This is a genomic window from Pyxidicoccus sp. MSG2, assembly GCF_026626705.1.
Taxonomy (GTDB): Bacteria; Myxococcota; Myxococcia; order Myxococcales; family Myxococcaceae; genus Myxococcus.
In genome coordinates this window covers 5,947,307-5,971,718 of sequence record NZ_JAPNKC010000001.1, presented here as the reverse complement: position 1 = coordinate 5,971,718, position 24,412 = coordinate 5,947,307, and the positions used below count along the sequence as shown (strand labels likewise).

General features: G+C 70.3%; 22 protein-coding genes. 10 read left to right on the top strand and 12 right to left on the bottom strand.

The genetic code is table 11. From position 1 onward, the window contains the following. Window positions 1–79 precede the first annotated feature (79 nt). Together OV427_RS23370 and OV427_RS23365 are read left to right on the top strand one after the other, a co-directional pair. On the top strand, window positions 80–1,420 hold the full coding sequence (locus OV427_RS23370) for an AHH domain-containing protein (protein WP_420718275.1): 1,341 nt from the start codon (window positions 80–82) through the stop codon (window positions 1,418–1,420). Window positions 1,421–1,427: 7 nt separating this feature from the next. Then, on the top strand, window positions 1,428–2,687 hold the full coding sequence (locus tag OV427_RS23365) for an imm11 family protein (RefSeq protein WP_267858366.1): 1,260 nt from the start codon (window positions 1,428–1,430) through the stop codon (window positions 2,685–2,687). 11 nt (window positions 2,688–2,698) lie between these two features. Here OV427_RS23365 and OV427_RS23360 read toward each other — a convergent pair whose 3' ends face one another. Next, window positions 2,699–4,321 (bottom strand): serine/threonine-protein kinase, encoded by a 1,623-nt coding sequence (locus OV427_RS23360; protein ID WP_267858365.1) that lies wholly within the window; start codon window positions 4,319–4,321, stop codon window positions 2,699–2,701. Between the two features lie 174 nt (window positions 4,322–4,495). Between OV427_RS23360 and OV427_RS23355 the strand changes: the two genes are divergently transcribed. Then, window positions 4,496–5,242: a hypothetical protein gene (locus tag OV427_RS23355; protein ID WP_267858364.1), complete on the top strand. Its 747-nt coding sequence runs from the start codon at window positions 4,496–4,498 to the stop codon at window positions 5,240–5,242. 2 nt (window positions 5,243–5,244) lie between these two features. After that, the gene (locus OV427_RS23350) at window positions 5,245–5,616 is read left to right on the top strand and encodes a hypothetical protein (RefSeq protein ID WP_267858363.1); all 372 of its coding nucleotides are present in this window, start codon (window positions 5,245–5,247) and stop codon (window positions 5,614–5,616) included. On the opposite strand, the gene OV427_RS23345 is transcribed toward OV427_RS23350, so the two are convergent. Further along, complete coding sequence (locus tag OV427_RS23345) at window positions 5,576–6,373, bottom strand: helix-turn-helix transcriptional regulator (protein ID WP_267858362.1); 798 nt, start codon at window positions 6,371–6,373, stop codon at window positions 5,576–5,578. The two genes, OV427_RS23350 and OV427_RS23345, sit on opposite strands and share 41 nt — an antisense overlap. A gap of 103 nt (window positions 6,374–6,476) precedes the next feature. Between OV427_RS23345 and OV427_RS23340 the strand changes: the two genes are divergently transcribed. Further along, the gene (locus OV427_RS23340) at window positions 6,477–7,301 is read left to right on the top strand and encodes an MBL fold metallo-hydrolase (RefSeq protein WP_267858361.1); all 825 of its coding nucleotides are present in this window, start codon (window positions 6,477–6,479) and stop codon (window positions 7,299–7,301) included. Here OV427_RS23340 and OV427_RS23335 read toward each other — a convergent pair. After that, window positions 7,286–8,848, bottom strand: coding sequence for a DUF5722 domain-containing protein (locus OV427_RS23335; RefSeq protein ID WP_267858360.1), 1,563 nt, complete (start codon window positions 8,846–8,848; stop codon window positions 7,286–7,288). The genes OV427_RS23340 and OV427_RS23335 overlap by 16 nt on opposite strands. A 126-nt stretch (window positions 8,849–8,974) precedes the next feature. On the opposite strand from OV427_RS23335, the gene OV427_RS23330 reads away from it, so the two are divergent. Then, complete coding sequence (locus OV427_RS23330; RefSeq protein ID WP_267858359.1) at window positions 8,975–10,543, top strand: AMP-binding protein; 1,569 nt, start codon at window positions 8,975–8,977, stop codon at window positions 10,541–10,543. Window positions 10,544–10,651: 108 nt separating this feature from the next. Here OV427_RS23330 and OV427_RS23325 read toward each other — a convergent pair whose 3' ends face one another. Together OV427_RS23325 and OV427_RS23320 are read right to left on the bottom strand one after the other, a co-directional pair. Beyond that, window positions 10,652–11,434 (bottom strand): hypothetical protein, encoded by a 783-nt coding sequence (locus OV427_RS23325; protein ID WP_267858358.1) that lies wholly within the window; start codon window positions 11,432–11,434, stop codon window positions 10,652–10,654. A gap of 71 nt (window positions 11,435–11,505) precedes the next feature. Then, the gene (locus tag OV427_RS23320; protein WP_267858357.1) at window positions 11,506–12,240 is read right to left on the bottom strand and encodes a glycoside hydrolase family 16 protein; all 735 of its coding nucleotides are present in this window, start codon (window positions 12,238–12,240) and stop codon (window positions 11,506–11,508) included. A gap of 234 nt (window positions 12,241–12,474) precedes the next feature. On the opposite strand from OV427_RS23320, the gene OV427_RS23315 reads away from it, so the two are divergent. Continuing rightward, window positions 12,475–14,010 carry an ATPase domain-containing protein gene (locus tag OV427_RS23315; protein ID WP_267858356.1) on the top strand — a complete coding sequence of 512 codons (1,536 nt, stop codon included), beginning with the start codon at window positions 12,475–12,477 and terminating at the stop codon, window positions 14,008–14,010. Further along, window positions 14,007–14,360 (top strand): response regulator, encoded by a 354-nt coding sequence (locus OV427_RS23310; RefSeq protein ID WP_267858355.1) that lies wholly within the window; start codon window positions 14,007–14,009, stop codon window positions 14,358–14,360. The genes OV427_RS23315 and OV427_RS23310 overlap by 4 nt, the downstream gene beginning before the upstream one ends. Before the next feature lie 10 nt (window positions 14,361–14,370). On the opposite strand, the gene orn is transcribed toward OV427_RS23310, so the two are convergent. From orn to OV427_RS23285, 5 genes are read right to left on the bottom strand one after another with little or no spacing between them, the layout of a single operon-like run. Next, window positions 14,371–14,922, bottom strand: a complete 552-nt coding sequence (gene orn, locus OV427_RS23305) for an oligoribonuclease (RefSeq protein ID WP_267858354.1) — start codon at window positions 14,920–14,922, stop codon at window positions 14,371–14,373. Between the two features lie 37 nt (window positions 14,923–14,959). Next, window positions 14,960–16,168, bottom strand: a complete 1,209-nt coding sequence (locus tag OV427_RS23300) for an OsmC family protein (RefSeq protein WP_267858353.1) — start codon at window positions 16,166–16,168, stop codon at window positions 14,960–14,962. A gap of 21 nt (window positions 16,169–16,189) precedes the next feature. Further along, entirely contained in the window at window positions 16,190–16,642 is a 453-nt protein-coding gene (locus OV427_RS23295) for an archease (protein WP_267858352.1), read from the bottom strand. A gap of 53 nt (window positions 16,643–16,695) precedes the next feature. Then, complete coding sequence (locus OV427_RS23290; protein WP_267858351.1) at window positions 16,696–17,388, bottom strand: dienelactone hydrolase family protein; 693 nt, start codon at window positions 17,386–17,388, stop codon at window positions 16,696–16,698. A gap of 19 nt (window positions 17,389–17,407) precedes the next feature. Further along, window positions 17,408–18,091, bottom strand: coding sequence for a phosphoribosyltransferase (locus OV427_RS23285; RefSeq protein WP_267858350.1), 684 nt, complete (start codon window positions 18,089–18,091; stop codon window positions 17,408–17,410). Between the two features lie 135 nt (window positions 18,092–18,226). Between OV427_RS23285 and OV427_RS23280 the strand changes: the two genes are divergently transcribed. Continuing rightward, window positions 18,227–19,132, top strand: a complete 906-nt coding sequence (locus OV427_RS23280) for a ribose-phosphate diphosphokinase (protein WP_267858349.1) — start codon at window positions 18,227–18,229, stop codon at window positions 19,130–19,132. A gap of 89 nt (window positions 19,133–19,221) precedes the next feature. Here OV427_RS23280 and OV427_RS23275 read toward each other — a convergent pair whose 3' ends face one another. After that, window positions 19,222–20,697, bottom strand: a complete 1,476-nt coding sequence (locus OV427_RS23275; protein ID WP_267858348.1) for a peptidoglycan-binding protein — start codon at window positions 20,695–20,697, stop codon at window positions 19,222–19,224. Between the two features lie 105 nt (window positions 20,698–20,802). Between OV427_RS23275 and OV427_RS23270 the strand changes: the two genes are divergently transcribed. Continuing rightward, window positions 20,803–21,558: an enoyl-CoA hydratase gene (locus tag OV427_RS23270; RefSeq protein ID WP_267858347.1), complete on the top strand. Its 756-nt coding sequence runs from the start codon at window positions 20,803–20,805 to the stop codon at window positions 21,556–21,558. Window positions 21,559–21,619: 61 nt separating this feature from the next. On the opposite strand, the gene OV427_RS23265 is transcribed toward OV427_RS23270, so the two are convergent. Further along, window positions 21,620–24,376 (bottom strand): M1 family metallopeptidase, encoded by a 2,757-nt coding sequence (locus OV427_RS23265; protein ID WP_267858346.1) that lies wholly within the window; start codon window positions 24,374–24,376, stop codon window positions 21,620–21,622. Between the last annotated feature and the right edge of the window lie 36 nt (window positions 24,377–24,412).

The window sequence follows — 24,412 nt, the reverse complement described above, 5'->3', positions numbered from 1 at the left end:
CTCGCGCCGAGGTGGCATATACCCACTACGAACCGAGCGCCGAGCACGCACGACACGAAGCGATGACCTGGAGCTGAACATGATGCCTCGCTGGGGTGCCGTGGTGTTGCTGCTCGTGGTGGAGACGGGCTGCGCGACCTCGCGCGTCGTCCACCTGGATACAGGTGGGGGCCGGCCCGTCGTCTACGCGCCCCGCGCCGATGCGGCGCCGGTGCAACTGGACGGCGACGAGTTCGAGGAAGCCGTGCAGACGCTGGCGCGCACCGCGCCCCGCTCTTCGCAACCGAGGGACGCGGCGCTCCGGCTGTTCGGGGTGCGCCCTTCGCGAGTGCGCGGGCACCTTGGGCTCGTCTCCGTCGAGGAGCCACAGCGGGGTCGGCTTCTCGCGCCTGAAGCGTCGGAGGCGGGCTCGGAGCTGGAGAGCGCCTATGGGCGGTGGTGCTCGCGGAAGAAGCTGTCCGGTGATTGCCTGCACCTGCTGGAGGAAGGCGTCACGCTGGATGAGGAGGGCAAGCTCACCCTGGCCTTCCGGCTCGGTCTTGAAGTGGTGTGGGACGAGACAGCCGACGCGCTGGAAGACATGACGGACAGGGAGGCCCTGGTGACGATGCTCGTCACCACCGGGGTCGTCTACTTCGGGCTGTGGCTGGTGCCCGAGCCGCTGCTGTCCAAGGGCATTGCGGCGACGCTGACGGTGGCGCTCATCGCGTACCTGGGCTGGGACACGGTGTGGAGCCTGGTCCAGGGCTGGAGGGTGCTGGCGGCGGAGGTGAAGACGGCAAACACCTTCGACGAAGTGCGGGACGCGGGCGAAAGGTACGGCAAGGTGATGGGGAAGAATGCCGCGCGGGCCTTCGTCATGCTCGCCATGGCCGCGCTGGGGAGTACGGCGAACACCCTCGCGACGAAGATTCCCACCCTGCCCGGCTCCGCGCAGGCAGCGCTGGTGGGCGCGCAGCAGGGAGGATTCCGACTGGCGGCCTCGGGGCAGGTGGGCGCGGTGGCCGTTTCGTCGGGCGGAGTCGTCACCATCGCGCTGGCCCCCGAGGCAGTGGCTGCGACGGCCCTGGGCCCGACGTCCTCAGGAGTCGACACCGAAGGACATGAGCACCACATCGCCACCAACAAGTGGTGGGAGTCCACGAACCTGGGCGGCCCGTGGTCACCCAGGTTCCAGGAGATCTTCGACCGTGCGGGCATGTCTCTGGACGACCCGGCGAACAAGGTCCGCATCCCGGGACACAAGGGACCGCATCCGCAGGAGTACCATGAGGAGGTCTACAAGCGGCTGGATGACGCGACGACGGGATGCCGCAGCATTCAGCGTTGCGCTGAAGCGCTCACTCAGGAACTGAAGGATCTGGCCAGGGAGATCTCCATGCCGAGCAGCAAGCTCAACAAGCTGGTCACCAAGAGCTGATGTCACCATGACCTTCTCCGCGACCAGGCGTTACTTCGACTTGTCTGATGACATGAACTTTCGTGGTCGGTGGGATCTGGGCCATCCCCTCGACCGTGAAGGGCGAAAGCTCGACAACCCATGGCAATTCCGGGTGGGCGAATGGGCACGAGCGGACGGCCGTGTTCGGATCCCCGTCAGAGGCCCCGGCACGCCTCTCGACTACTCGCATGCATCCTTCAGCATCCCCGTGGTCAGCGCCAGGGTGGCATCCATCCTGACCCGTCTGGCTCCCAATGACGTGCAACTCATCCCAGTGGAAGTGGATGGCCAGCGCGATGAGCACTTCGTCCTCAATGCGACCCAGGTCGTGCGGTGCATTGATGACAATGCTTCCGAAGAAGTTCATTACTGGCTTCCGGAAGACGGGCGTCCAGAAAAGGTCGGAACGTATCGGGCTGTGTACGGCATGCGCATCGACCCGGCGAAGGTGGGCGACGCCAACATCTTCCGCCCCTGGGGGTGGCTGGTCACACTCATCGTCTCCGAGGACATCAAGGAGGCCATGGAGCGTGAGGGCATCACCGGCACACGGTTCAAGGAAGTCACCGGCCCGAGCGCCATCAGTCCCGAGGAACGTGAACGCACCCGGAGGTTCCGCGAATTGTGGGAGCAGACCCACGCCGCGCGTGCAGAAGCGTGGTCCGCTCTCGGGAAGATGGAAGAAGAGACCTTCGTCCCCATCGTCGTTGGCGGTGACTGGCCCAGCAAGCGGGAGTCCTGGCGGGTCATCCACCGCCCGGACGAGCACACGCTGCTGGTATCCGACGGACTCTCGGACCCCTTCTACCTGCGCCCCGAACCCTCCGTGGGCTTCGGCGTGGAGCTCGCCCTGGAGACGAACGAACCTCTCGGAAACGTGGAGAAGAGCTGGCCGCTCTACCTGCTGGAGCGAGTAGCCGCCGAGGTGGCCACGCACGAGCGGGTGCGCGAGCAGGTGAAGGGCGGCTTCATGTCCATGGAGGTCGCCGGAAAGGGAATGCCCGAGCCCCTCCTCACGAAGGACGGACGTGTGGGCGTATTGCTGGGGATGGACGCAGCCACGTTGCCCGGGCATCTCACCGTCCCCTCTGGTCAAGTGCGACTCGTCACCGTCAAGGCACTGATGCCCCCGGAGCTGGCGTACCTGCTCGAGCACGGCAAGCCCGGCCGGGACGAACTGATACGGCGCTTCCACCAGGAAGGCCCTGCTCACCTCTCACGCTCCTGGCGACAGCCCGTCTTGTGACAGGACAGGGGCTAGGGCTGGCGGAGCAGCCCCGCGGCCCGGGTCCGCACGTTGGCCATGGCATCCGAGCGCGCGGCCTCCTCCAGGTACGGCACGGCGGCCTCGCCCAGGTCCTTGCGGATGAAGTCCTCGCAGAGGCCGTGGAACCGGTCGCTGACGAGGCAGCGGATGGCGTTCTGGATGAGGGTGGGGTCGTTCCGGTACGCGGCGTCGTTGCGCAGCGCCGCCCGGTACGCCGCCACGCCGTCCACCCAGCGGAGGTTGTCGAAGTCGACGTTCCCCTCCAGGTAGCGGACGTAGGCGCTCGCCGGGTACTTCACGGCCAGCTTCTTCAGTGCCGCCAGGGCCGCATCCCGACGCTGGGCCTCAATCAGCCCATGGACCTCCTCGATGCCCGGAAGCTGCTCCGGAACGGGCCGCCGGACGCCAGCAGGCGTGGCGCCCGTCCGAGAGCGCGCCCCCTCCTTCGAGGCCGAGGGAGACGGACGCGCCGTCGAGGAGACCGTCCACCAGACGAGGCCCGCCCCGAGCAGAACGAGCCCCGCCGCGCCCCCCACCACGGCGCGTGAGCGCACACTGGGGAGCGCGGACGCGACGAGGCCGGAGCGGACCGTCGCCCCGGAGGCCCCGGGCCGCGCGGCGGGCACGCGCACCGTGGAGTCACTCCGCTCACTCTCGGTCTCGAGCGCCTCTTCCACCGGACGTGCCGGCGTGGAAGACGCGGGACTCGGAGCCTGGGGCGCGTCGTGGGCCGAAGGCGCCGCGAGGAAGGGCTCCGGCCGCGCCGGCTCGAGCGTGGCCAGGAACTCGGCCGCGGACTGGAAGCGCTCCGCCGGGGCCTTCGCCAGCGCCTTCGCCACCGTCGCCTCCAGCTCGGCCGAGAAGCCGGCTTCGGGGGCCGCCTCGCGCAGCAGCGGGGGCGGCATCTCACGGTGCATGCGCAGCAGCTCCGCGGTGCCCGGCGCGCTGAAGGGCTTCTTACCGGTGAGCAGCTCGAAGAGCAGCACGCCGGCAGCATACAGGTCCGTCGGAGGCCCCACCGGCTCGCCGTGAATCTGCTCCGGGGCCATGTACGCCGGTGTCCCGAGCATCATCCCCGCGGTGAGGCCCGTGACCTCGTCCCGGAGCTTGGCCAGTCCGAAGTCGAGGATGCGCACCTGCTCCCCGAGCCCGACGGCGTGGGTGACGAGGATGTTCTCGGGCTTGATGTCGCGGTGGATGATGCCCTGCCCGTGGGCATGGGCCAGCCCGGCGAGCACCTGCCGCAGCGTGGCCAGCGCCCGGGCCAGGGGCAGCGGGCCCTCGCGCAACAGGCCTCGCAGCGTCTCTCCCGTGACGAAGTCCATCACCATGTACGGCGAGTCCTGGTCCACGCCGAAGTCGATGACCGACACGCAGCAGGGATGGGTGAGGCGGCTCATGGCGCGCGCCTCCACCTGGAACCGCTTGCGGAAGTCCTCGTCCCGCGCCGCCCAGGCATGGAGGAACTTGATGGCGACCGGCTTGCCCACCTCCAGCCGCTCGCCCCGGTAGACGATGCCCATGCCGCCCGCGGCGAGCCGCTCGATGATGCGGTAGCGCTCCTGCAGCACCGAGCCGATGCGTGGATCCGAAACGGCCGTGGGCTCACTCATGGGCGCGCACGATAACAAGCGCGAGGAGGTGGAATGTTTCGCGCTGACGGTGAGCGCAACGCCCCCAGAGCAGGCGAGCAACCACCCTGAGTGGAAGCCACGCGCCCGGGTGTGATCGACCCCACACTCCCGGGGTCTGGCATGGCGTCCGTCCCCCGAGGAAGAACCCCCACCATGTCACGACTGAATCTGGCCGCCCTGTCCGCGGTGCTCCTGCTCACCGCCGGCGTGGCCGAGGCGAAGCAGTGGAAGTACGCGGGCCTGCATCCGCGCACCGGTCAGCCCGCGGATGGGCTGTGCCACATTGAAATCACACACGTGCACACCGCCGCGCCGCTGCACGCGGACGTGCTCTACCGCACGCACGACAACGTCTACGTCTTCATCGGGGACCCGACGCCCTTCGGCTACGAGGGCCCTCGGCACGCCTACTACGGGCACCACCCGGTCATCATCAACGTCCTCATCCACATCGACGTGGACGAAGACGACGTGGAGTACTGCTACCACGACGGGCCGCACTACCACGCCTACGAGCCCCCGCCGCGCCACGAGTTCGTGGAGAAGGAAGACGTCTCCTACTACGCGGGTGAGTACCCCGAGGAGTACAAGCGGGAGAACCCCAAGCTCGTGCGCGTCAACGCGGTCTACCGCCCATGGAGCGCCCCGCGCCCGGTGGTGCGCATCGCCCCGCCGCCCGAGTACCACGGCCCCATCTTCCAGGTGAGCCTCAACCTCCCGGTGCCTGGCGTCGAGGTGCGCGTGGGCACTCCGCCTCCGCCGCCCCAGCGAGAGGTGGTCATCATCCGCGAGGAGCGCGACGACCACGACCACGACCACGACGACGATGACTGCGACCACCACGACCACGGTCACGGCCACCACAAGCACAAGCACAAGAAGCACAAGGGACGGCACTGAGCATGCGGCGCGTGGCATTCCCGCTGATGGCCCTGCTGGTGACGGGCTGCTCCAGCGGCGCGGATGATGTGGTGGAGGCGTGGAAGGCGGCCGGAGAGTCGCCCTCCGCGTTCACCGATGCCGGCGAGAAGCTGCCCGGTGGCAAGTGCCAGGCTGGCAAGGTGAGCGGCCTGGACACCACGGTGTGCGTCTTCGACAACGCCGAGAAGGCAAAACAGGCCGAGGAGGCCGGCTGGAATCTCGTCGGCAACACCGTGGGTTCCACGGTGGTCTCCGGCAAGCTGGTGCTCGTCATCGCCGACCCCCGGAAGGAAGACCCCACCGGGCGGCGCATCAACGCGCTGGTGAAGACGTTCCAGCAGGAGACGCGCTGAGCGGGCGCAGGAGCACGCGAGGCGTGACGCCCGTCAGGGCCTTGAACTCGGTGATGAGGTGGGACTGGTCGTAGTAGCCCGTCGCCGCGGCGATGGCGCCCCAGTCCGGCGTGGCGGCGCGCTGTGAGGCGCGCACCGCGCGCTGGAACCGCACGACACGCGCGAACTCCTTCGGGCCCACGCCCACCACGTCCTCGAAGGCGCGCCGCAGGTGCCGCGGGCTGATGCCCAGTTCGCGCGCCAGTCCCTCGACGCGTGGCAGCTCGGTGGACCCGGTGATGAGCCGCACGGCGCGCCGCACGACGTAGGCCCCGGCGGGCTCGAACACGTCTCCGCGCTGGACGCGCTCCGTGAGCGCCCCCTCCAGCACGTGCAGCCGCTCGGACACCGAGGCCGCGTCCCCGAGCCTCTCGCGCAGGCGCGTGCCGTCCGCGCCCCAGAGCGTGTCGATGGACACGATGCGGTTGGTGAGCTCGGACATGGGCACGCCGAAGAAGGGGTAGGCGCCCCCGGGCTTGAAGCGCACCACGAGCGTCCGCGGCGGCACCGCGTCCACCGGCTTGCGCAGCACGCTCAGGCGCGTGCCGATGGCGTGCACCCCACCGTAGGAAGCCGTGAAGCGCACCACCAGGTCCGCCTCGCCATCCGGCAACCGCATGAAGGACCCCTCGTCGTCTCCGCCAGAGATGACGCGGAAGCACTTCACGAAGCGCGACAGCGCGCTCGCGGGCGCAACGGGGAGGACCGAGACAGTCACGCCCCAAGCATGGGGCACCGCCCCACCACCTTCAACCCGTGCCGGGAGGAATGGCCGATTCCTCCAATCGCCCCCAGGCCAGCGCCCCTATTCGATGCGGACCATGCGAGTCCATCACATCAACTGCGGAACCCTCTGCCCCGCCAGCGCCCGCCTCGTGCTGGGCGAGGGCAGCTTCTTCTCTCGCGCCCGGATGGTCTGCCACTGCCTCGTGCTGGAGACCTCCCAGGGCCTCGCCCTCGTCGACACGGGCCTGGGCATCCGTGACATCGAGGACCCCTCGCGCCTGGGCCAACGCTTCGTGAAGCGCAACGCGCCCCGGCTGGACCCGAGCGAAACCGCCGTCGCCCGCGTCGAGCAGCTCGGCTTCAAGCGCGAGGACGTCCGCCACATCCTCCCCACGCACCTGGACCTGGACCACGCGGGCGGCCTGTCGGACTTCCCCACCGCCGAGGTGCACGTCTTCCGCGACGAGCACGCCGCCGCGATGAAGCCCGTCGACCGCAGCAAGAAGTTCGGCTACCGGCCCCAGCAGTGGGCCCACGGGCCCCGGTGGAACGTGCACGCGGTGGACGGCGAGCGCTGGTTCGGCTTCGAGGCCGTGCGCCCCATTCCCGGTCTCTCCGACGAGGTGCTCATCGTCCCGCTCGTGGGCCACTCGGAGGGCCACTGCGGCATCGCGGTGAAGACGCCGAGCGGCTGGCTGCTCCACGCGGGAGACGCGTACTTCAGCCACCGTGAAATCCACCCCGTGTCCCCGCGCAGTCCGCCCGGCGTGGCCCTCTTCCAGTGGCTGCGCTCGACGGACAACAAGGCGCGCGTGGCGAACCAGGCGCGCCTCCGGGAGCTCGTGCGGGGCCACTCGAGGGAAGTGAGCGTCTTCTGCGCCCACTGCCCCACCGACTTCCAGCGCTACGGCACCGCGTAGCCGAGGAGCTGCTCCGTCACCTGTCCCTCGCAGTTGGACGCACCGGAGATGAAGTGGTCCTGTCCCTGCCCCACGCGGCAGCGGTACAGCGGCACCGTGCCCGTCACCTGCGAGGTGTAGATGAAGCCCACCGGCCCCATCGCGAACTGGCCCTCGCAGTTCACATCCGGCGAGAGCAGGTTGTGGTTGCCCACGCGGCACTCGTACAACAGCCGTGTGTTCGGCGCCGCATCACGCAGCAGCCGCCACGAGCGCTCCACCCCGAAACCCGGAGGCGACAGCCGCGACGAGGCCCAGTGACCCTTCGTGGAGTGGTAGGCCCGGCGCAGGCGCGTGTACGGCAGGTCCTCGAAGCCGCAGGAGAGCTGGGGCGGGTTCAAGTCGTTGCGGTTCGCCAGCGCCCACGTGGACCACGAAGGCTTCGCGCTGCCGTCCGTGCGGCGCAGCCCGAGCGCCAGCCCACCCTCCGCCGCGTTGTCCTGCATGCGGTGATAGACGTAGTTCTCGATGCCCGGCGTCCCGAGCACGTTGCGGAACGTGTCGCAGACGGCGGCCTGCTGCGCGGCCTCGGAGGACTGCGGGCTGCCCGAGTGGATGCCGCTCTCCGTGAGCTGGATTTCCCACGCGTGCGGCCGGCCCGGATACGTCTTGCGCAGCCAGCCCGCCAGCACGCCCAGGTTGCCGTACGTCACGCGCGGGTAGTCGTCCGCGGAGAACTGCGGCCGCAGGAGGTCCGGCGCATACGGGTGGTACGCCACGCGCCACGAGCGCGAGCCCGCCCGCGCTGCGATGCCACTGAGGACGGTGATACCGGACAGCAGCGGGCTCGACGCCGAGGGCTGGTCGAACTCCGTGCCGAAGTGGTGCGTCAGCGAGATGAGCACCTTCGCCGCGGGCTGCCACGACACCACCTGGTCATAGGCCGCGTTGTAGTTGGCCGCGTACGTGTCCAGCCACGACGTGACGTTGCACGCCCCCGCGCCCTGCCCGCAGCCGATGTCGAACCAGTCGTTGGAGTTGACCTCGTTGTGGATGACGAAGTCCGCGATGCGGCCATGCCCGTTCTGCCCGTTGTAGAGCCACGACAGCATGCCGGCGAAGCGCCCGTAGTCCGCCGCGTTGTTGGGCGCGCAGAAGATTTCGAAGCCCGGCGCCGCGGGCGTGCACACCCGCCCCGCGCGCGCCCAGGCGGGCACGCCGTACACAATCGCCGTCACCACCAGGCCGCGCGCCGTCCACTCGCGAATGGCTGCGTCCACCCCCGCATCCAGCACGTAGCAGCGCCCGCTGTACTCCACCCGCCCCGCCGCGCACGGCGGCGCCTGCACCGACGGCTCCCAGTTGGCCCACACCAGGTTCATCGCCACGCCGCCCGTGTTGTTGCCCGCGATTTCGTCGTAGCTGGGCCAGAAGTCGGGCTGCACGCTCTTGATGCGGTACGCGCTGCGCGTGGGGTACGGCAGTTGCGCCGACGCCACCGTGGGCATCACCCACCCCGTCAGCAGCACCGCGAGCAACCGGCTCCAACGACGGAACTCCCAAGTCATGGATGGCTCCTGGAGAAGAGGAATGGGCCACCCTAGCCAGGAACCGTCTATTCCGTTTATCCATTTATTACCCGAACCTGATTGTCCGGGCCTCCAGCCGGGGCGCTGGCGGTAGGCTGCGCCGCCATGCCGTCCTCCCTGCTCGAAGCCTTCCTGGACCATGCCCACCGCACTCCGTCCCGCCCGCTGCTCACCTTCGAGGGCGAGGCGTACTCCTATGGAGCGCTCGCCGGACGCGTCGCGGACTTCGCTCGCGGCCTGAAGGCGCTCGGGCTGCAGCGCGGGGAGCGCGTGGCGCTGTTCCTGGAGAACAGTCCACAGTTCGCCGTCGCCTACCTCGGCGTGCAGCAGGCGGGCGGCGTGGTGGTGCTCGTCAACACCGCGTACAAGCAGGTGGAGCTGGCCCACATCCTCTCCGACGCGGAGGTGCGCGCGTGCGTCACCGGCGCCTCCGGTGCGGCGGAGCTGGCACCTCTGCGGGAGCAGCTCCCCTCGCTCCAGTGGCTCGTCACCGTGGAGTTCGTGGCCACCGCGCTGCCCGCGTCCCTGACGGTGGTGCCCTTCGAGGCGCTGCTCGCGCAGGGCACCGCCGCCGCTTCGACGCCGCTGGAGCTGCCACGTCCCGAGGAGCTGGCGGTGCTGGGCTACACCTCCGGCACCACGGGCCGCTCCAAGGGCGCCATGCTGCTGCACCGCAACCTGCTGGCCAACGTGAAGGCCGTCACCGAGGCGTGGGGTTGGACGGAGAAAGACCGCCTGCTGCTCGCGCTGCCGCTGTTCCACACGCACGGCCTCATGGTGGGCCTGCACGGCACGCTCTACACCGGTGCCAGCGCGGACCTGCGCCGGCGCTTCGTGGCCACGGAGGCACTGGAGGCGCTGCGGGACGACGCCTCGCTCACGATGTTCTTCGGCGTGCCCACCATGTACGGGCGCCTGCTGGAGGAGGCGCGGCGCACGGGCGTGAAGCCTCGCAGGCTGCGGCTGTGGGTGTCCGGCTCGGCGCCGCTGAGCCCGCAGCTCTTCGGCGACATCGAGGCGGAGTTCGGTGCCCGCATCCTGGAGCGGTACGGGATGACGGAGACCATCATGAACACCACCAACCCGTATGACGGCGAGCGCCGCCCCGGCACGGTGGGCTTCCCCTACCCCGGCCAGGAGGCGCGCGTGGTGGACGTGCGCTCACGCAGGCCGCTGGCCCGCGGCGAGACGGGTGAGATTGAAGTGCGCGGGCCCCACGTCTTCGCCGGCTACTGGCGCCGTCCGGACGCCACCGCCGAGTCCTTCGACGCGGAGGGCTGGTTCCGCACCGGTGACCTCGGTGAGCACGACGCGGACGGCTACCTGCGGATTACCGGCCGCGCACGCGAGCTCATCATCAGCGGCGGCTTCAACGTGTACCCGCGCGAGGTGGAGGAGGTGCTCGCCTCGCACCCCGGCGTCGCGGAGGTGGCGGTGCTCGGGATGCCGGACGCGGACTTCGGCGAGCAGGTGGTGGCCGTGGTGGTGCCGCCGGCCGGTGCGCCCGCACCCGAGGCCCAGGCGCTGGTGGACTGGTGCAAGGACCGGCTCGCCAGCTTCAAGAAGCCGCGCCGCGTGGTCTTCGTGGAGGCGCTGCCTCGCAATGCGCTCGGCAAGGTGCAGAAGCACGTGCTGCGCGACAGGCTGACGGCGCCGGGAGACGCGGCCCGGTGAGGGGCAGGACGCCGCGGCCCGGCGTCACCCGCTGAGCGCCACGACGCCGCGCCCCGACCTCATGCGCGAGGGACTGGACGCCGCGGCCCGGCGTCACCCGCTGAGGGACTACAGGTCCCGGGCCTCCTCGCGCTTGCGCTCCGCCTCGGAGCTTTCGACGGTCCGCTTCAGGTAGGGCTTCAGGTGGCGGCTCTCGTACTGGAGGAGGAGCATGCTCGTCGCGGGCGTCTGGCGTCCGGTGAGGGCGAGCTGCGTCTCGGTGTTCTGCCACTCGCTCCGGAGGGCGAAGTCGTTTCGGGCGTGGATGGCCTCGAGCCGCTGTTCCTCCTCCCACTGCCGGGACTCGGCATCCACCGGGTCCTTCGTGGAGCGGCGCCCGGAGCCAATCTCGCGCATCCTCGCGGTGCGCTCCGTGCGGTCATTGAGCGACTCGATGTCCCACAGCTTCCGCTCCGCATCCGCGGTGGTGTCCCGCTCGGCCAGGGGCTGGCCGTACTTCATCCGCAGCAACTCCGAGAGTGAGTCGAACTCCTCCCGGAGCGGGTCCGGCTCCTCGAACTGGACGACGACGGCCGCGAGCTTGTCCATGGCGAAGAAGAAGTCCACGGTGGCGTCGCGGTCGGCGACGGGGGTGGTGGCGCGCAGGTCTCCCTCCGTGCTGGTCATCCGCGCCTCGGGGTACAGCGCCTTCACCTCCTCGGGCGACATCCCCCACACCGTGTCCTGGAACCCCTCGCCGCCGCGATAGGTCCGGATGAACTCCTCCTGGTGCTCCGCATTCGCGGTGCGGATGGCGTCACGCCGCTCGATGAGCGCCTGCTGCCGCGCGGACGTCCCACACGCGGCGATGAGGAAGCAGAGGGGAAGGAAGCGGGCGAGGTTGCGGGACATGGAGACTCCACGGCGCGGGGGCTGAAACAGCCGACGGTGGAGCCCGCTGGAAATTCAATCCCAGGCCCGCCCTACGGCGCGGGGGTGAACTTGAACTCCGCGATGACGACCTCGACCTCCTGGCCGTTCTTGGGCGCCTGTCCCTGGAAGAGCCAGAGGTTCATGTGGACGGGCAGCGGGTTCTGGGGAATGCGCTGCAGGGAGTCCGGCGGACTGAAGAGCCAGCTCGCGAACTGGTTGGTGTTGCCATCCTGGTGGCCGTGCAGCGCCTGGAAGTAGACCTGACGGGACGCCCACTGGAAGCGGTGCGTGGAGTAGGTCCCGGTGAGGCTGATGGCGTAGGTCTGATGGGCATACGTGACGCCCGTCACCGCGGGGTACACGGCCCAGTTGCCCATCTGCGACTGGCTGCCACCCCACTTCGCGAACTCGAGGTCGATTTCGTTCGTGCCGTCCGGCCCCACGTCGGGGCGCGTGTAGTTGAACAAGCCCAGCACCACGTTGTCGTCGAAGAGGTCCGGCCGGCCAATCACCTTGAACTGGTAGGTGCCGAACCCCAGCCGCTGCTGCGGCATGTACAGCTCCGCCGTCGTCCAGCGGCCGTCACGCCAGGCAATCTTCAGGTGGAGCCAGCCATTCGTATCCACCCAGACGTTGCGGTCATCCCAGGTGTTGGGACCCGGGCCGCCCTGGCCGCTGCGCACGTCCCACTGATAGCCGGAGAAGAGGACGCTCTTCGCCTCCGCCAGCGGGGCCAGGACGAGGCAGGACAGCAAGGCGATTCCCAGCACGCGTGCACTGCTCATGGATGGACCTCCCGTTCGAGGATGCATCAACCCGGGGCCACGGCCGCCGGTGCCCGGCCCGGCGACCCCCGGACCGGTCACCGGGGATAACATGTCTGTCGGTGTTTGCGTGATTTTGACCCACTCCGTCAATGCGCGTACGTCCATCGCTGCATTCCGAACACAGCGCATTCAATTCCGTGGCTGGAGCCCCTCGGTGGCCTACCTTCGCGGCCGAGGGAGGAAAGCGCACCTGTGACGGACACCCCTGACCTGGCGGGCACGAGCGACGCGCGGGTCCCCAGCGGCGTGCCAGGGCTGGACACCCTGCTGCGCGGCGGCTGGCTGCGTGGTGGCACGTACATCGTCACCGGCGTGCCGGGCACGGGGAAGACCATCCTCGGCAACCAGTTCTGCTTCGCCACCGTCGCTCACGGAGGGAAGGCCATCTACATCACCGTGCTCGCCGAGTCGCACGCGCGCATGGTGCTGCACCTGCAGGACATGGGCTTCTTCCGCAAGGAGGCGGTGGGCCGGACGCTGAACTACGAGAGCGGCTACGCCCCCCTCAAGGCGGAGGGACTCGCGGGCCTGAGCCGGCTCATCTTCCGCGCGGTGCGCGAGCACGGCGCCACCGCACTGGTGCTGGACGGACTGTCCGCGGTGGAGGAGCGCGCCGAGTCGCGCCTGGCCTTCCGCGAGTTCCTCCATGGCCTGTGCGTGCACAACGCGCTCGCGGGCTGCACCACGCTGCTGCTCACCGGCCTGAGCAACGACGCGGCCGACTCGCAGTTCGCCATGGTGGACGGCGTCGTCCGCCTCGCCATGGAGCCACAGGGCGTCAAGTCCGTGCGCAGCGTGGAGGTGACGAAGTTCCGCGGCGCCGGGCAACTGGCCGGCAAGCACAGCTTCGACATCTCGGACTCCGGGCTCACCATCTACCCGCGCACCGAGGCCCTCTACTCGGAGCAGGCGGAGCGCGTGCCGGAGCTGCGGCAGCGGCTGGCCTTCGGCATTCCCCGGCTGGACGAGATGCTGCACGGCGGGCTGGTGCGCTACTCGTCCACGCTCGTCTTCGGCTCTCCCGGGAGTGGCAAGACGCTGATGTGCCTGCACTTCCTGGCGGAAGGCGCGCGCCGCGGGGAGCCGGGCCTCTACTTCGGCTTCGTGGAGACCGGCGCCCGCATCCTCAACAAGGCGGACATGGTGAGCCTGGATTTGCGCAAGTACGCGAGCTCGGGCCTGGTGAGGCTGGAGTCGCGCGTGGCGGTGGAGTCGCTGCCGGATGCGCTGGTGCAGGAACTGTTCGACCTGGTGAAGAAGCACGGAATCAAACGCCTGGTGCTGGACGGGCTGGAGCCCTTCATCCAGGAGTCCACGGACCCCCACCGCACCCCGCGCTTCCTCACCGCGATGACCAACCAACTGCGCGCCCTGGGCGTCACCACCCTGGCGACACAGCAGACCAACACCCTCTTCGGCCCGGTGCTGCACGCGCCGCTGGAGCGGGTGGAGGCCATCATCGACAACATCCTCCTCCTGCGCTTCGTGGAGCTGCGCTCGCAGCTGTACCGCATGCTGTCCGTGCTGAAGATGCGCGAGAGCGACAATGACCCGGCCCTCCGGCTGTTCTCCATCACCAACGAGGGCATCGACGTGGCGGAGACCTTCGAGAGCGCCGAGGCCATCCTCACCGGCCAGGCGCGGCCCGTGCCCCCCAGCATGACGAAGAAGGCGGCGAAGCCCGGCAAGCGCAGGGGCCTGTTGCGGCGCGGGAAGGGGGGCGCATGAAGCGGCTCCTCATCGTCGACGACGAGCTCGCCATCGTCGAGGCGCTCCAGGACATCCTCTCCGTGGAGGGCTACGACGTCGTCACCGCCTTCAACGGCGCGGAAGGGCTGCAGCGCATGACAGTCGCCAGGCCGGACCTGGTGCTGTTGGACTTGATGATGCCCGTCATGGACGGCCGGGAGATGCTGCGCCGCATGCGCGAGGACGCCGCGCTGCGCGACGTCCCCGTGGTGGTGATGAGCGCCGGCCGTATCTCCGACGAGGAGCGCCGCTCCAGCGCGCGCTTCCTCGCCAAGCCCTTCGAGTTGGATTTGCTGCTCGACACCATCTCCGAGCTGCTCGACACCTGAGGCCGGGTGCTCAGCCCGGCGTGCCGCGGAAGAGGACGTCCCGGTAGTACTGCAGCTCCGCGATGCTGGAGCGCACGTCCGCCAGCGCGGTGTGCCCGCTCGGCGGCTTGCGGGGCTCCACGAGGTTCGGGTACCAGGCGCGCGACAGCACCTTGAGGCTCGTCACGTCCACCATGCGGTAGTGCAGGTAGCGCTCCAGCAGGGGCATGTAGCGGAACAGGAAGCGCCGGTCCGTGTGGATGGAGTTGCCGGCGAGCACGCCCTCGCCCAGCGCGCAGTGCTCGGAGATGAGGGCCGTCACGTCGCGCTCCGCCACGCGCAGCGCCGTGGTGGAGGCACGCACCTTGTCCAGGAGGCCGTTGCGGGTGTGCATCTCCTTCACCACCGGCTCCATGCGCAGGAGCACTTCTTCCGGCTGCCAGATGACGCGCTCCATCTCCGCGAGGGGACGAAGGTCCGGGCCGGTGATGATGACGCCTATCTCGATGATGGCGCACGTCTCCGGGTCCAATCCCGTCATCTCCAGGTCCAACCAAACGAAGCGCTGCTCACGCGAAATCATGCGGCCACCCTACCAGCCCCGCGACGGAGCGCGACGCTCAATCCTCCAGCACCGTCAGGACATCCACTTCCGACTCCAGCGTCTGATGCACCGGGCAGCGGTCCGCCATGGCCGTCAGCTTCGCGCGCTGCTCCTCCGAGAGCGGGCCCAAGAGCCTCACCGAGCGTTTGAGCCGGTCCACCTTCCGCGTCTTCAGCTCGCACTCCTCGCAGTCCTTCGCGTGCACCTTGTCGTGGCTGAGCCGCACGTGGACGTGCTCCAGCGGCCAGCCCTTACGGGCCGCGTACATGCGCAGCGTCATGGCCGTACACGCGCCCAGTGCGGCCAGCAGCAGGCCATAGGGTGTGGGGCCCGAGTCCTCGCCGCCCACGCTCAGCGGCTCGTCCGCGCGCAGCCGGTGCCGGCCCGTGCGGATGTCCTGGGCGAAGTGCCCCTCCCCCGCCTCGTGGACCTCCACCACGCCCGGCGGCAGCGGGGACTCGCGCTCCGTCACCGGCGTCACGTGCCGCGCGGCCCACGGGCCCAGCACGTCCGCGGCGAGCGACGCGTCCGCCTCACGGGAGAGGAAGTGGTCCGCGCCGTCCAGCAGGAACAGGCTGCCCGGGCGCCTCGCCGCCGCCACCAGGCGCCGCGCATGCTCCAGCGCCACGTACCTGTCTTCGGGCGCATGCAGCACCAGCACCGCGCCCGGAAAGGCGCCCAGCGCCTGGGCCACCCGCGCCGCGGCGATGTCGTGGAGGAAGCCCTTCGCCAGGCGCAGCCGTCCGGGGCCCAGGGAGACCTCGCCCTCCTGCGCCTCGCGCTCCTGCGCCGTCAGCCGCTCGAGCACGGGCTCCGGCCCCGAAGGCGCATTCACCAGGGCCAGCGCGGCGACCTCCGACAGGCGGGGCAGCGCCACCGCCGCCGCGGTGCCTCCCAGGCTGTGGCCCACCAGCAGGCGGGCCGGCGGGTAGCGCTCGCGCAGCCACGCCGCCGCCTCCACCACCGCGTCCACCGAGGGCACCGTGTCCGGCTTCGTCCGGGCGCCGTCGCTACCGACGGGCGGCGCGGTGAAGTCGACCCGCAGCACCGCGAAGCCCCGGGACACCAGCGCATGGCACAGCCGCGCCGGCCCGGGTGACTGGCCCAGGCACGCGAAGCACGACACCAGCACCGCGCTGGCGGCGGGCCTGCCGGGTGGCAACTCCAGCACCGCCGTCACCGGGGCACCGCCCGCCCCGCGCAACTCCACCGCCCGGGTGCCCATCCGCGCCTCCTCTCGTCAGGCTCAGCCCTGCACCTCGCACTCGGCCGTCCACTGCCCGTCCGCGCTCCGCCGCACGGTGGGCCTCGCGAACGACACGCGGCGCAGGCTCAGCGCCCCGTGGTGCCGCGCCGGGTCCACATGCTCACCGAAGGCATTGCCGAACAGGCGCCGCCCATCCAGGCGCACCGCGAAGCACCGGAAGCGCAGCCGTCGCGCGGCCATGTTGTGGACGATGGAGCCCAGCCAGTCCGCGAGCAGGTGGTCCAAGTCCCTGGCATCGCACTCCAGCAACACCTCCTCGCGCACCTCCACGGAGGCCGGGTCCGCCACCAGCGCGGACAACGCCACTCCGGCCCGCTCCAGCGCCTCCTCCGGTGAGCGGCCCACACCGCGCACCGTCCTCGTCATGCCCTGGGCGGGGTGTTCTCCCCGGGGCATCGGGGCGCCCGCTCCGGGCACGGGTCCAGCGTCCATGGTGCCTCCTTCGGAGCCCCTCGAGAGGTCGGGGCTCCCCTGCGTGTCCAGGCTCATGCGCGCGCCTCCGGCAAGACCGCGCCGAGGTAGCGTGAGAACCACTCCGCCGCCAGGCGCGCCACTTCCTCCAGCGCGCCGGGCTCCTCGAAAAGGTGCGTGGCGTTGGGGATGATGCGGATGTCCTTCAGGCCCTCCAGCCGCGCCAGCGCCTCCTCGTTCAGCTCCAGCACGCCGATGTCCCGCCCGCCGACGAGCAGCAGCGTGGGCGCCTGCACGCGCGCCAGAATCGGCCCGGCCAGGTCCGGCCGCCCGCCGCGCGACACCACCGCGTGGAGGAAGTCCGGGTGCAGCGCCGCCGCCACCAGCGCCGCCGCAGCGCCGGTGCTGGAGCCGAAGTAGCCGAAGCGCAGCGGCGCCAGCTCCGGCTGTCCCCGCGCCCACTCCGTCACCGCCGCCAGCCGCCGCGCGAGGAAGGGGATGTCGAAGCGCAGCTCGCCGGAGTGCGCGTCGCGTGCCTCCTCCTCTTCGCTCAGCAGGTCGAACAGCAGCGTGCCCAGGCCGGCTTCACGCAGTGCGCGCGCCACAGCGCGGTTGCGCGGGCTGAAGCGGCTGCTGCCGCTGCCGTGCGCGAAGATGACCAGCCCGCGCGCCCCGGAGGGCAGCCCCAGGCTCCCGCCCAGCTCCACGCCGCCCGCCACCACCTGCACCTCTCGTACGTCCGGGTCCGTGCTCCTCCCGTGTCTCATGTAGCCATGCCTCCTCGTCTCACATCCAGAAGCCTCCAGGGTCCATGGACTCCAGCACCCCGCGGGGGTAGGGCGGCTGGCGCGAGCGCTCCAGCAACTGCCGCACCTCCACGTCCGGCACGGGGCGGGCGTCGACGTAGGCCTCGGACACCGAGTGCAGGGCATCCATCGTCCGCACGCAGTGCACCGCATCCGCCAGGGGGCGCACCACGTCCAGCGCATGCGGCGTGGCCACCGGCGCGGCCAATATCAGCCGCGCGACGCCCTGCCTGCGCAAGCCCTGGAGCGCCGCGGCGGCCGTGGCGCCCGTCACCAGCCCGTCGTCCACGAGCAGCACCGTGGCGCCGCCCAGTGACAGGGCGGTGCGCCCGCGCAGGAGCTGCGCCTCGGAGTCCACCTCGGCCGACGCGTCGCTCGCGAGGTTGTTGAAGGCCCACTCCATGGCGGGTGACTGCCGGAGCGCCTCACGGTCCAGGTACAGGCCCCCGCCCTCGGACACGGCGCCCAGCGTCGTCGGACGTCCCGGGATATCCACCTTCCTGGCCACCCATACCTGGAGGGGTGCCTCCAGGGCGCGTGCCACCTCGTAGGCCACACGCATTCCACCGCGTGCGAGCCCCATCACGCCCACATTCATTCCCCGGTAGGACAACAGCCGGGTCGCCAGCTGGCGGCCTCCCTCTGCCCGGTCCTGAAAGCGCATCGCCATCCTCCACACCCCTCAAGGTGAAGCACGGCGGGCGCGGGTGGCGGCGGAGGTCCAGGCAGAGGCCCTCCCGTCGGATTGCTTCCGGGGGGAGCGCCGGGCCCCGCGCCCCCGCCCGGAAGGCGCGCTAGGGTGGAGGCCATGGACCCCGTCCTCCTCACTGGCACTGCCAGCCCCCACCTGGGGCGAGCCCTCGGCGCCGCCCTGGGTGTGGCCCCTTCCGATTGCCACTTCGAACGCTTCCCCGATGGGGAGATACACGTGGAGGTGCCCGCGTCGGTGCGTGGCCGCACCGCCGTCATCGTGCAGGCGACGACTCCGCCAACGGGCGAGCATCTGCTGGAGCTGCTGCTCATGGCGGATGCGTGCTGGCGGGCGGGCGCGGCCCGGCTGGAGGCGGTGGTGCCATACCTGGGCTACGCCCGGCAGGACCGGCGCGCCCGGCCAGGCGAGCCCCTGGGTGGCCGGCTGATGGCAGACATGGTGTCGCAGGGGCGGTTCGCCCGGGTGCTGGTGGTGGACCTGCACAGCCCCGCGCTGGAGGGGTGCTTCGGCGCGCCGCTGGAGCACCTCACCGCGCTGCCGCTGCTGGCGGAGGCGCTGCGGCCGAACGTGACGGACACGTCGGTGGTGGTGGCGCCTGATTTGGGCGCGGTGAAGCGCGCGGAGGCGCTGGCGCGGCTCCTGGGCCGGCCGTGGGCGGTGATTCACAAGGTGCGGCTGAGCGGCGATGAGGTCCACGCCAGCGGGCTGATGGGCGAGGTGCGCGGACGGCGCCCGATTCTCGTGGACGACATGGTGTCCACGGGAGGCACGCTCGCGGCGGCGGCCGGCACGCTGCGCGAAGCAGGCTGCGCGGAGGACTTCACGGTGGTGACGACGCACGCGCTGCTGGTGGGCCCCGCGATTGAACGGCTGCGCACGCTGCCGCTGACGCGGCTGGTGAGTACGGACAGCGTGGAGCCACCCACCGGGCTGCCGTTCCCTCATGAGGTGGTGACGCTGGCGCCGCTGGTGGCTCGCGCGCTGCGGCCTTGAGGCGCTGAGACGCACCAACGACAAGGGGCGGAAGGCACCCGAAGTGCCCTCCACCCCTTCGTCAATTCCAGACGTCTACGCAGCGAGCACTAGCCAATCTTCGCCTTGTACTCCTGCATCCACTGCGTGACCTGCTTGAGGTACAGCCCGCTGTCGTTCTCCGTCGGGGGCGCGTACTTGTTGATGAGCCCCTTGAAGTCGCCGCGGTCGATGAAGTCACGGTACGCGGGGCCGCCGAGCAGCTTGAAGTAGGCCTCCACGCCGCTCTTCACGTCGGGGAAGTGCGCGAAGCTGCCGTTCGGCTTGCCGCCGAACTGCGTCTCCCACTGCGCGAAGCGCAGGTTGCCCGGGTTGTTGTTCTTCACGGCCGAGCCCGCCGTCATGAACGACGCTTCCTTGCGGAACATCGCCAGCGCCAGCTCCGGCGGCACGTTGTACTTCTTGGACATCGCCACGATGTGCGCGCCCTGGCCCGCCAGGCCCGTGCCCTTCAGAATCTGGTCAATCTTCGCCGCCTTCGCCGCGTCCGTGCCCGTGGGCGCCGTCGGACCCGTCACGGGGCCGGTGGGGCCCGGGCCCTGCGTGCCGCCGTTGCCCTTGAGCGCGTCCGTCATCGCCGCGCGCGTCTTGGGGCCGAAGATGCCGGAGTTGGGGCTGATGGCGTGGTCCTTCTGGAACTTCGCCACCGCCGCTTCCGTCTTCGGGCCGAACGTCCCCGGACCGGTGTTCACCTGCGCCTGCGTCATGTAGCCCAGCTTGACGAGCGCATTCTGCAGCTTGAGCACCTCCGCGCCTTCCGCGCCGCGCTTGAGGTCCGTCTTCGGCACGCTCACCCCACCCGTGGAGGGAGGCGTGGTGGGCTTCGTGGGCGGGGTGGTGGTGGGCGGCTTCGTGGGCTCGGTGGGCGGCTTGCCGGTGGCCTTGCCGCTATCGTTCACCCAGTACTCCGGCTTCGCGTTGCCGAAGCCGTCCTTGATGTGCTTGCTGTTGAAGTTCTTCCCGCCGGCCTGCGCCGACGCGGGCCCCTGCGCGGTGACTTCACCGGGGCGCACCATCGCCACGTGGCCGATGCCGCCCGGGTTCTTCCACAGCGCGACGGTGGGGTGGCCCTCGTTGGCCATCTTCTGCGCCTCGTCCGCCGTCACCTTCCGCCAGCCCTTGCTCTCGCCGTGGGTGTGCATCCAGTCCACGGTGGAGTTGGCGTTCATCTCCCGGCCCTTGCCCGGCGCCACGGAGTTGCCCTTGCCGTCCACCCAGTGGGGAATCTCCGCGCCCATCGCGCGCGTCGCATCCCACAGGAAGATGTTGCAGAAGGTGTCGCGGGTGCCGTCGCCGTTGGAGTCGCGCGGCGTGTAGCGAGGGTTGTTGCCCACCGCGAACTGGTTGAGGACCTGGTTGTACGTGTCCGCGTTGCGGTTCTTCGGGTCACCCCGCAGCGGCGGGTTCGTCACCTGCGCGGCGTTGGTGTTGGTGGTGCCGGGAGCCGGCTTGCTGCCATCGAAGCGCGGAGGGGCGCTGACCGTGCGGACATTGGGGGCGCTGGCGGTGGCGCTGCGGACAGTCATGGTCTTCCTCGGATAAGGCGACGTTCTGGTGGGATTGTCGCAGGCTGTGCGCCGAAGTTGCCATTCGCCCTCCCCTTGCCAGTGAGTCGGCTAGGCTGCCGGGTCATGTCCGACACGTTGCTGACGAAGCTGGAGTCCGGGGTCCTCACCCTCACCTTCAACCGGCCCGAGAAGAAGAACGCCTTCACGCACGCCATGTATGAGGCGGCGACCAACGCGCTGCGGCAGGCGGAAGGCAACGCCGACGTGCGCGTGGTGCTGCTCACCGGCGCGGGTGGCGTCTTCACCGCGGGCAATGACATTGGCGACTTCATGGAGCACCCGCCCTCCGGTGAGGACAGCGCGGTGTTCCGCTTCCTGCACGCGCTGGTGGACGCGTCCAAGCCGGTGCTCGCGGCGGTGGACGGGCCGGCGGTGGGCATCGGCACGACGATGTTGCTGCACTGCGACTACGTCGTGGCCAGCGAGCGAGCGCGCTTCAACATGCCCTTCGTGCAGCTGGGCCTGTGCGCCGAGGGAGCAAGCAGCCTGCTCCTGCCTCGGATGGCGGGCTTCGCGCTGGCGAGCGAGCTGCTCCTCTTCGGAGAGCCCTTCGACGCGGCCACCGCGCAGCGCGCGGGCCTGGTCAACAAGGTGGTGCCGGCCGCCAACCTCCAGGAAGTGGCCGCCGAGCGCGCGGGTGCCCTGGCCTCCCGCCCCGCCGAGGCGGTGCGCGTGACGAAGCGACTGATTCGCGAGCCGCTGCGCGCCGAAATCCGCGCCACGCTGGCGCGCGAGGGCGCCGAGTTCGTCCAGCGCCTCCAGTCCACCGAGGCGCAGGAGGCCTTCATGGCCTTCATGTCTCGCGGCTCCAAGAAGTAGGCAGAAATGAAAAGGGCCCGGACGCCGATGACGGCATCCGGGCCCCCGCTTCAGCCGGAGGTCAGCGCGACTTCGGCGCCTGCGGCGGCTTCGGCGCGGAGCGCTGGTCGAGGAAGGTCTCGATGCTCTGCCCCTGCGCCTCCTTCAGCGCGGTGCACTGGTCCACCGACTCCAGCACCTGGGCCAGCAGTCGGGGGCCGCCCGGAGCGCGCGCGTTGCGCTCGGTGAAGAAGTCGGCCACCTGCTTGCGCTTGTCCGCGTCGCAGACGCCGAAGCCCACGAAGGCCATGCGCGCCGCCCAGTCCTTGGGCAGCAGCGCGTCCGGCGAGTCCCCCACGAGCTTCTCGTAGTTCTGCGTCACGAAGTCGAAGACCACGGCCGAGGTGCGCGGGTTGCGCGGGCCGAAGAACATGCCAATCGACTCGCGCGGGTCCAGGTCCTTCTCGAGAATCAGCGAGAAGCTCTGCTTCGCCAGCTGCGGGTCCGTGAAGCCGCCCAGCGCCTGAATCAGCTGCTGCCGCGTCTTGCGGTCCTTCTCCGTGCGCACCGCGGTGATGAGCTTCTGCTGGAAGGCCGCGTCACCATGGCCGGCGGCGATGGAGAGCACCGTGTCCACCATCTCCGGGGCCACCGCGCGCTTGTCCTTCAGCCACGCATCCGCGAGCGTGCGCGCCTCGGTGACGAGCTTCGGGTCACCGCCCTCGCGGCCCGCCAGTCGCACCAGCCGCCCGCGCAGCAGGCGCGTGTCCTCGCTCTCGCCCTTCTTCGGCGTGAAGCCGAGCTGCCGCGCGCGCGGGCCGTACGTGTCGCGCAGGAAGCGGGCGCGCTCCTCCTGCTTCGCCTCCGGAATCAGCCGCATGCCGGCCAGGTCCAGCAGGTCCAGCGAGGCCTCGGTGACGACGCGGTCCTTGTCGTTGGCGGTACGGGCCGCCAGCGCCAGCGCCTCGGACGCGGGCAGCGCGCCGGCCATGGCCAGCGCGCGCACGTCGCCCAGGAACGCCACGCGCTCGGCGCGAGACAGCGAGTCCAGGCCCACCTTCGTGAGCTTCGCCGCCGCCTCACCCGACAGCTGCATGCGGTAGTAGCCCGCGCCCTCCGCGTTGGGGAACACCCAGGCCGGGCACGTCTTCGCGTCGGTCAGCGCCAGCTCCGTGCGCTCGCCCTCCAGCAGCGTGCACACGCGGCCCTCCTTCTTGTCGGCCGAGTACTCCACGCACACCGGCACCCGCCAGGACTGCGGGCCTGGCGCCTTGGAGCCCAGCGGCAGGTAGCGCTTCTGCGTGAGCACGACCTTGGAGCCCTCCGCGCCGCACTCCAGCGACGCGGTGACGAGCGGCGCGCCGCCCTGGTCCAGGAAGGTGTTCATCATCCCCGTCACGTCCTTGCCGGACTCGGCGTCCAGGGCGGTGAGGAAGTCCTTCGCGGTGGCGTTGCCGTGCGCGTGCGCCTTGAGGTGGCGCTGGATGCCACGGCGGAACACGTCTCGACCCAGCCACTCCTCCGTCATGGAGAGCACCGCGGCGCCCTTGCCGTACGTAATCCCGTCGAAGGCGTTGACGATGTCGTTCTGGCTCTCAATGGGCTGGCGGATGCGGCGCGCGGACAGGAGGCTGTCGGAGTCCAGCGCGTCGCTGCGCTCGGTCACCCGCTCCACCGGGGCGTCCCACGTGGGGCGCCACGTCTCGACGATGCGCGGGGTCATCCACGTGGCGAAGGCCTCGTTGAGCCACAGGTCATCCCACCACGCCATGGTGACGAGGTCGCCGAACCACTGGTGCGCCAGCTCGTGCACCTGCGTGTTGGAGAAGGCGCGCTGGCGGCCGGGGGTGTCCTCGTCCGGCCTGGAGAGGAGGAGGCGCGAGTTGAACGTCACCAGGCCCGGGTGCTCCATGGCGCCACCGAGCAGCGGCACCGCGAGCACGTCCAGCTTCTCGTAGGCGTAGGGGATGCCGAAGTACTCCTCCAGCGCACCGAGGATTTGCGGCGTCACCTCGGCGGCATAGGTGGCCTCCACCGTGCGGCCCTTCGGGGTGATGATGCGCGTCTTCACCTTCTTCTTCCCGGAGGGCGCGGCAGGGAGGAAGTCGAAGGGGCCCACGCCGAAGGCGATGAGGTAGCTGGGCAGCGGCTGGGTGCGCGCGAAGCGGAAGGTGCGGCCACCGTTGGGGCCGGACTCCTCGCTCACCTGCGGCGTGTTGGTGACGGCCACATTGCCGGCGGGCACGTGGAAGGTGAGCTGCCACGGCACCTTGAAGCCGGGCTCGTCGAAGGAGGGGAAGACGCGGCGCGCGTCGATGGGCTCGAACTGGGTGTAGACGTACCAGTCACCGCCCTCGTTGACGCGGAAGGCGCCGTCCGTGTCCTTCTCGGAGGCGATGCCCTCGTACACCACGCGCAGCTTCGCGGCGCCCTTCTCCAGGGGCTTCGCCAGCGAGAAGCCGAGGAAGTCGGTGCCGCCCGTCACGGGCTTCACGTCGATGGCCGCGCCATCCTGGATGAGCGTGGCCTGCTTCACGGTGAGCGCCTTGCCGTGCAGCCACACGACGGAGGTGGGCTTCACCACCTCCAGGTCGAGGTCGGCCGTGCCCTGGAAGGTGGTGGCCTTCGGGTCCACGGTGAGCTCCACCGTGTACGCGGTGGGGCGCACGTCGCCGGGGAGGCGCAGCTCGGGCGGAGTGGGAGTGGAAGCCTCGGCCGCGGCGGGCTGCGAGGCCTGGGCGGAGGCGGCGGAAGGCTCGGTGGGGGGGTTCTGCCGAGCACCGCACGCGCTGAGGAGGGTGACGGCGACCAGGGCCGCCGGACGGAGCAGGTTGGGCATGGCGCGCATAGTGGCCCATGGAAAGCAGGCAGGGTA

Coding starts and splice junctions, on each gene's coding strand:
- OV427_RS23370 (WP_420718275.1), top strand. CDS start 80: ATGATGCCTCGCTGGGGTGCCGTGGTGTTGCTGCTCGTGGTGGAGACG.
- OV427_RS23365 (WP_267858366.1), top strand. CDS start 1,428: ATGACCTTCTCCGCGACCAGGCGTTACTTCGACTTGTCTGATGACATG.
- OV427_RS23360 (WP_267858365.1), bottom strand. CDS start 4,321: ATGAGTGAGCCCACGGCCGTTTCGGATCCACGCATCGGCTCGGTGCTG.
- OV427_RS23355 (WP_267858364.1), top strand. CDS start 4,496: ATGTCACGACTGAATCTGGCCGCCCTGTCCGCGGTGCTCCTGCTCACC.
- OV427_RS23350 (WP_267858363.1), top strand. CDS start 5,245: ATGCGGCGCGTGGCATTCCCGCTGATGGCCCTGCTGGTGACGGGCTGC.
- OV427_RS23340 (WP_267858361.1), top strand. CDS start 6,477: ATGCGAGTCCATCACATCAACTGCGGAACCCTCTGCCCCGCCAGCGCC.
- OV427_RS23335 (WP_267858360.1), bottom strand. CDS start 8,848: ATGACTTGGGAGTTCCGTCGTTGGAGCCGGTTGCTCGCGGTGCTGCTG.
- OV427_RS23330 (WP_267858359.1), top strand. CDS start 8,975: ATGCCGTCCTCCCTGCTCGAAGCCTTCCTGGACCATGCCCACCGCACT.
- OV427_RS23325 (WP_267858358.1), bottom strand. CDS start 11,434: ATGTCCCGCAACCTCGCCCGCTTCCTTCCCCTCTGCTTCCTCATCGCC.
- OV427_RS23320 (WP_267858357.1), bottom strand. CDS start 12,240: ATGAGCAGTGCACGCGTGCTGGGAATCGCCTTGCTGTCCTGCCTCGTC.
- OV427_RS23310 (WP_267858355.1), top strand. CDS start 14,007: ATGAAGCGGCTCCTCATCGTCGACGACGAGCTCGCCATCGTCGAGGCG.
- orn (WP_267858354.1), bottom strand. CDS start 14,922: ATGATTTCGCGTGAGCAGCGCTTCGTTTGGTTGGACCTGGAGATGACG.
- OV427_RS23300 (WP_267858353.1), bottom strand. CDS start 16,168: ATGGGCACCCGGGCGGTGGAGTTGCGCGGGGCGGGCGGTGCCCCGGTG.
- OV427_RS23295 (WP_267858352.1), bottom strand. CDS start 16,642: ATGGACGCTGGACCCGTGCCCGGAGCGGGCGCCCCGATGCCCCGGGGA.
- OV427_RS23290 (WP_267858351.1), bottom strand. CDS start 17,388: ATGAGACACGGGAGGAGCACGGACCCGGACGTACGAGAGGTGCAGGTG.
- OV427_RS23285 (WP_267858350.1), bottom strand. CDS start 18,091: ATGCGCTTTCAGGACCGGGCAGAGGGAGGCCGCCAGCTGGCGACCCGG.
- OV427_RS23275 (WP_267858348.1), bottom strand. CDS start 20,697: ATGACTGTCCGCAGCGCCACCGCCAGCGCCCCCAATGTCCGCACGGTC.
- OV427_RS23270 (WP_267858347.1), top strand. CDS start 20,803: ATGTCCGACACGTTGCTGACGAAGCTGGAGTCCGGGGTCCTCACCCTC.
- OV427_RS23265 (WP_267858346.1), bottom strand. CDS start 24,376: ATGCCCAACCTGCTCCGTCCGGCGGCCCTGGTCGCCGTCACCCTCCTC.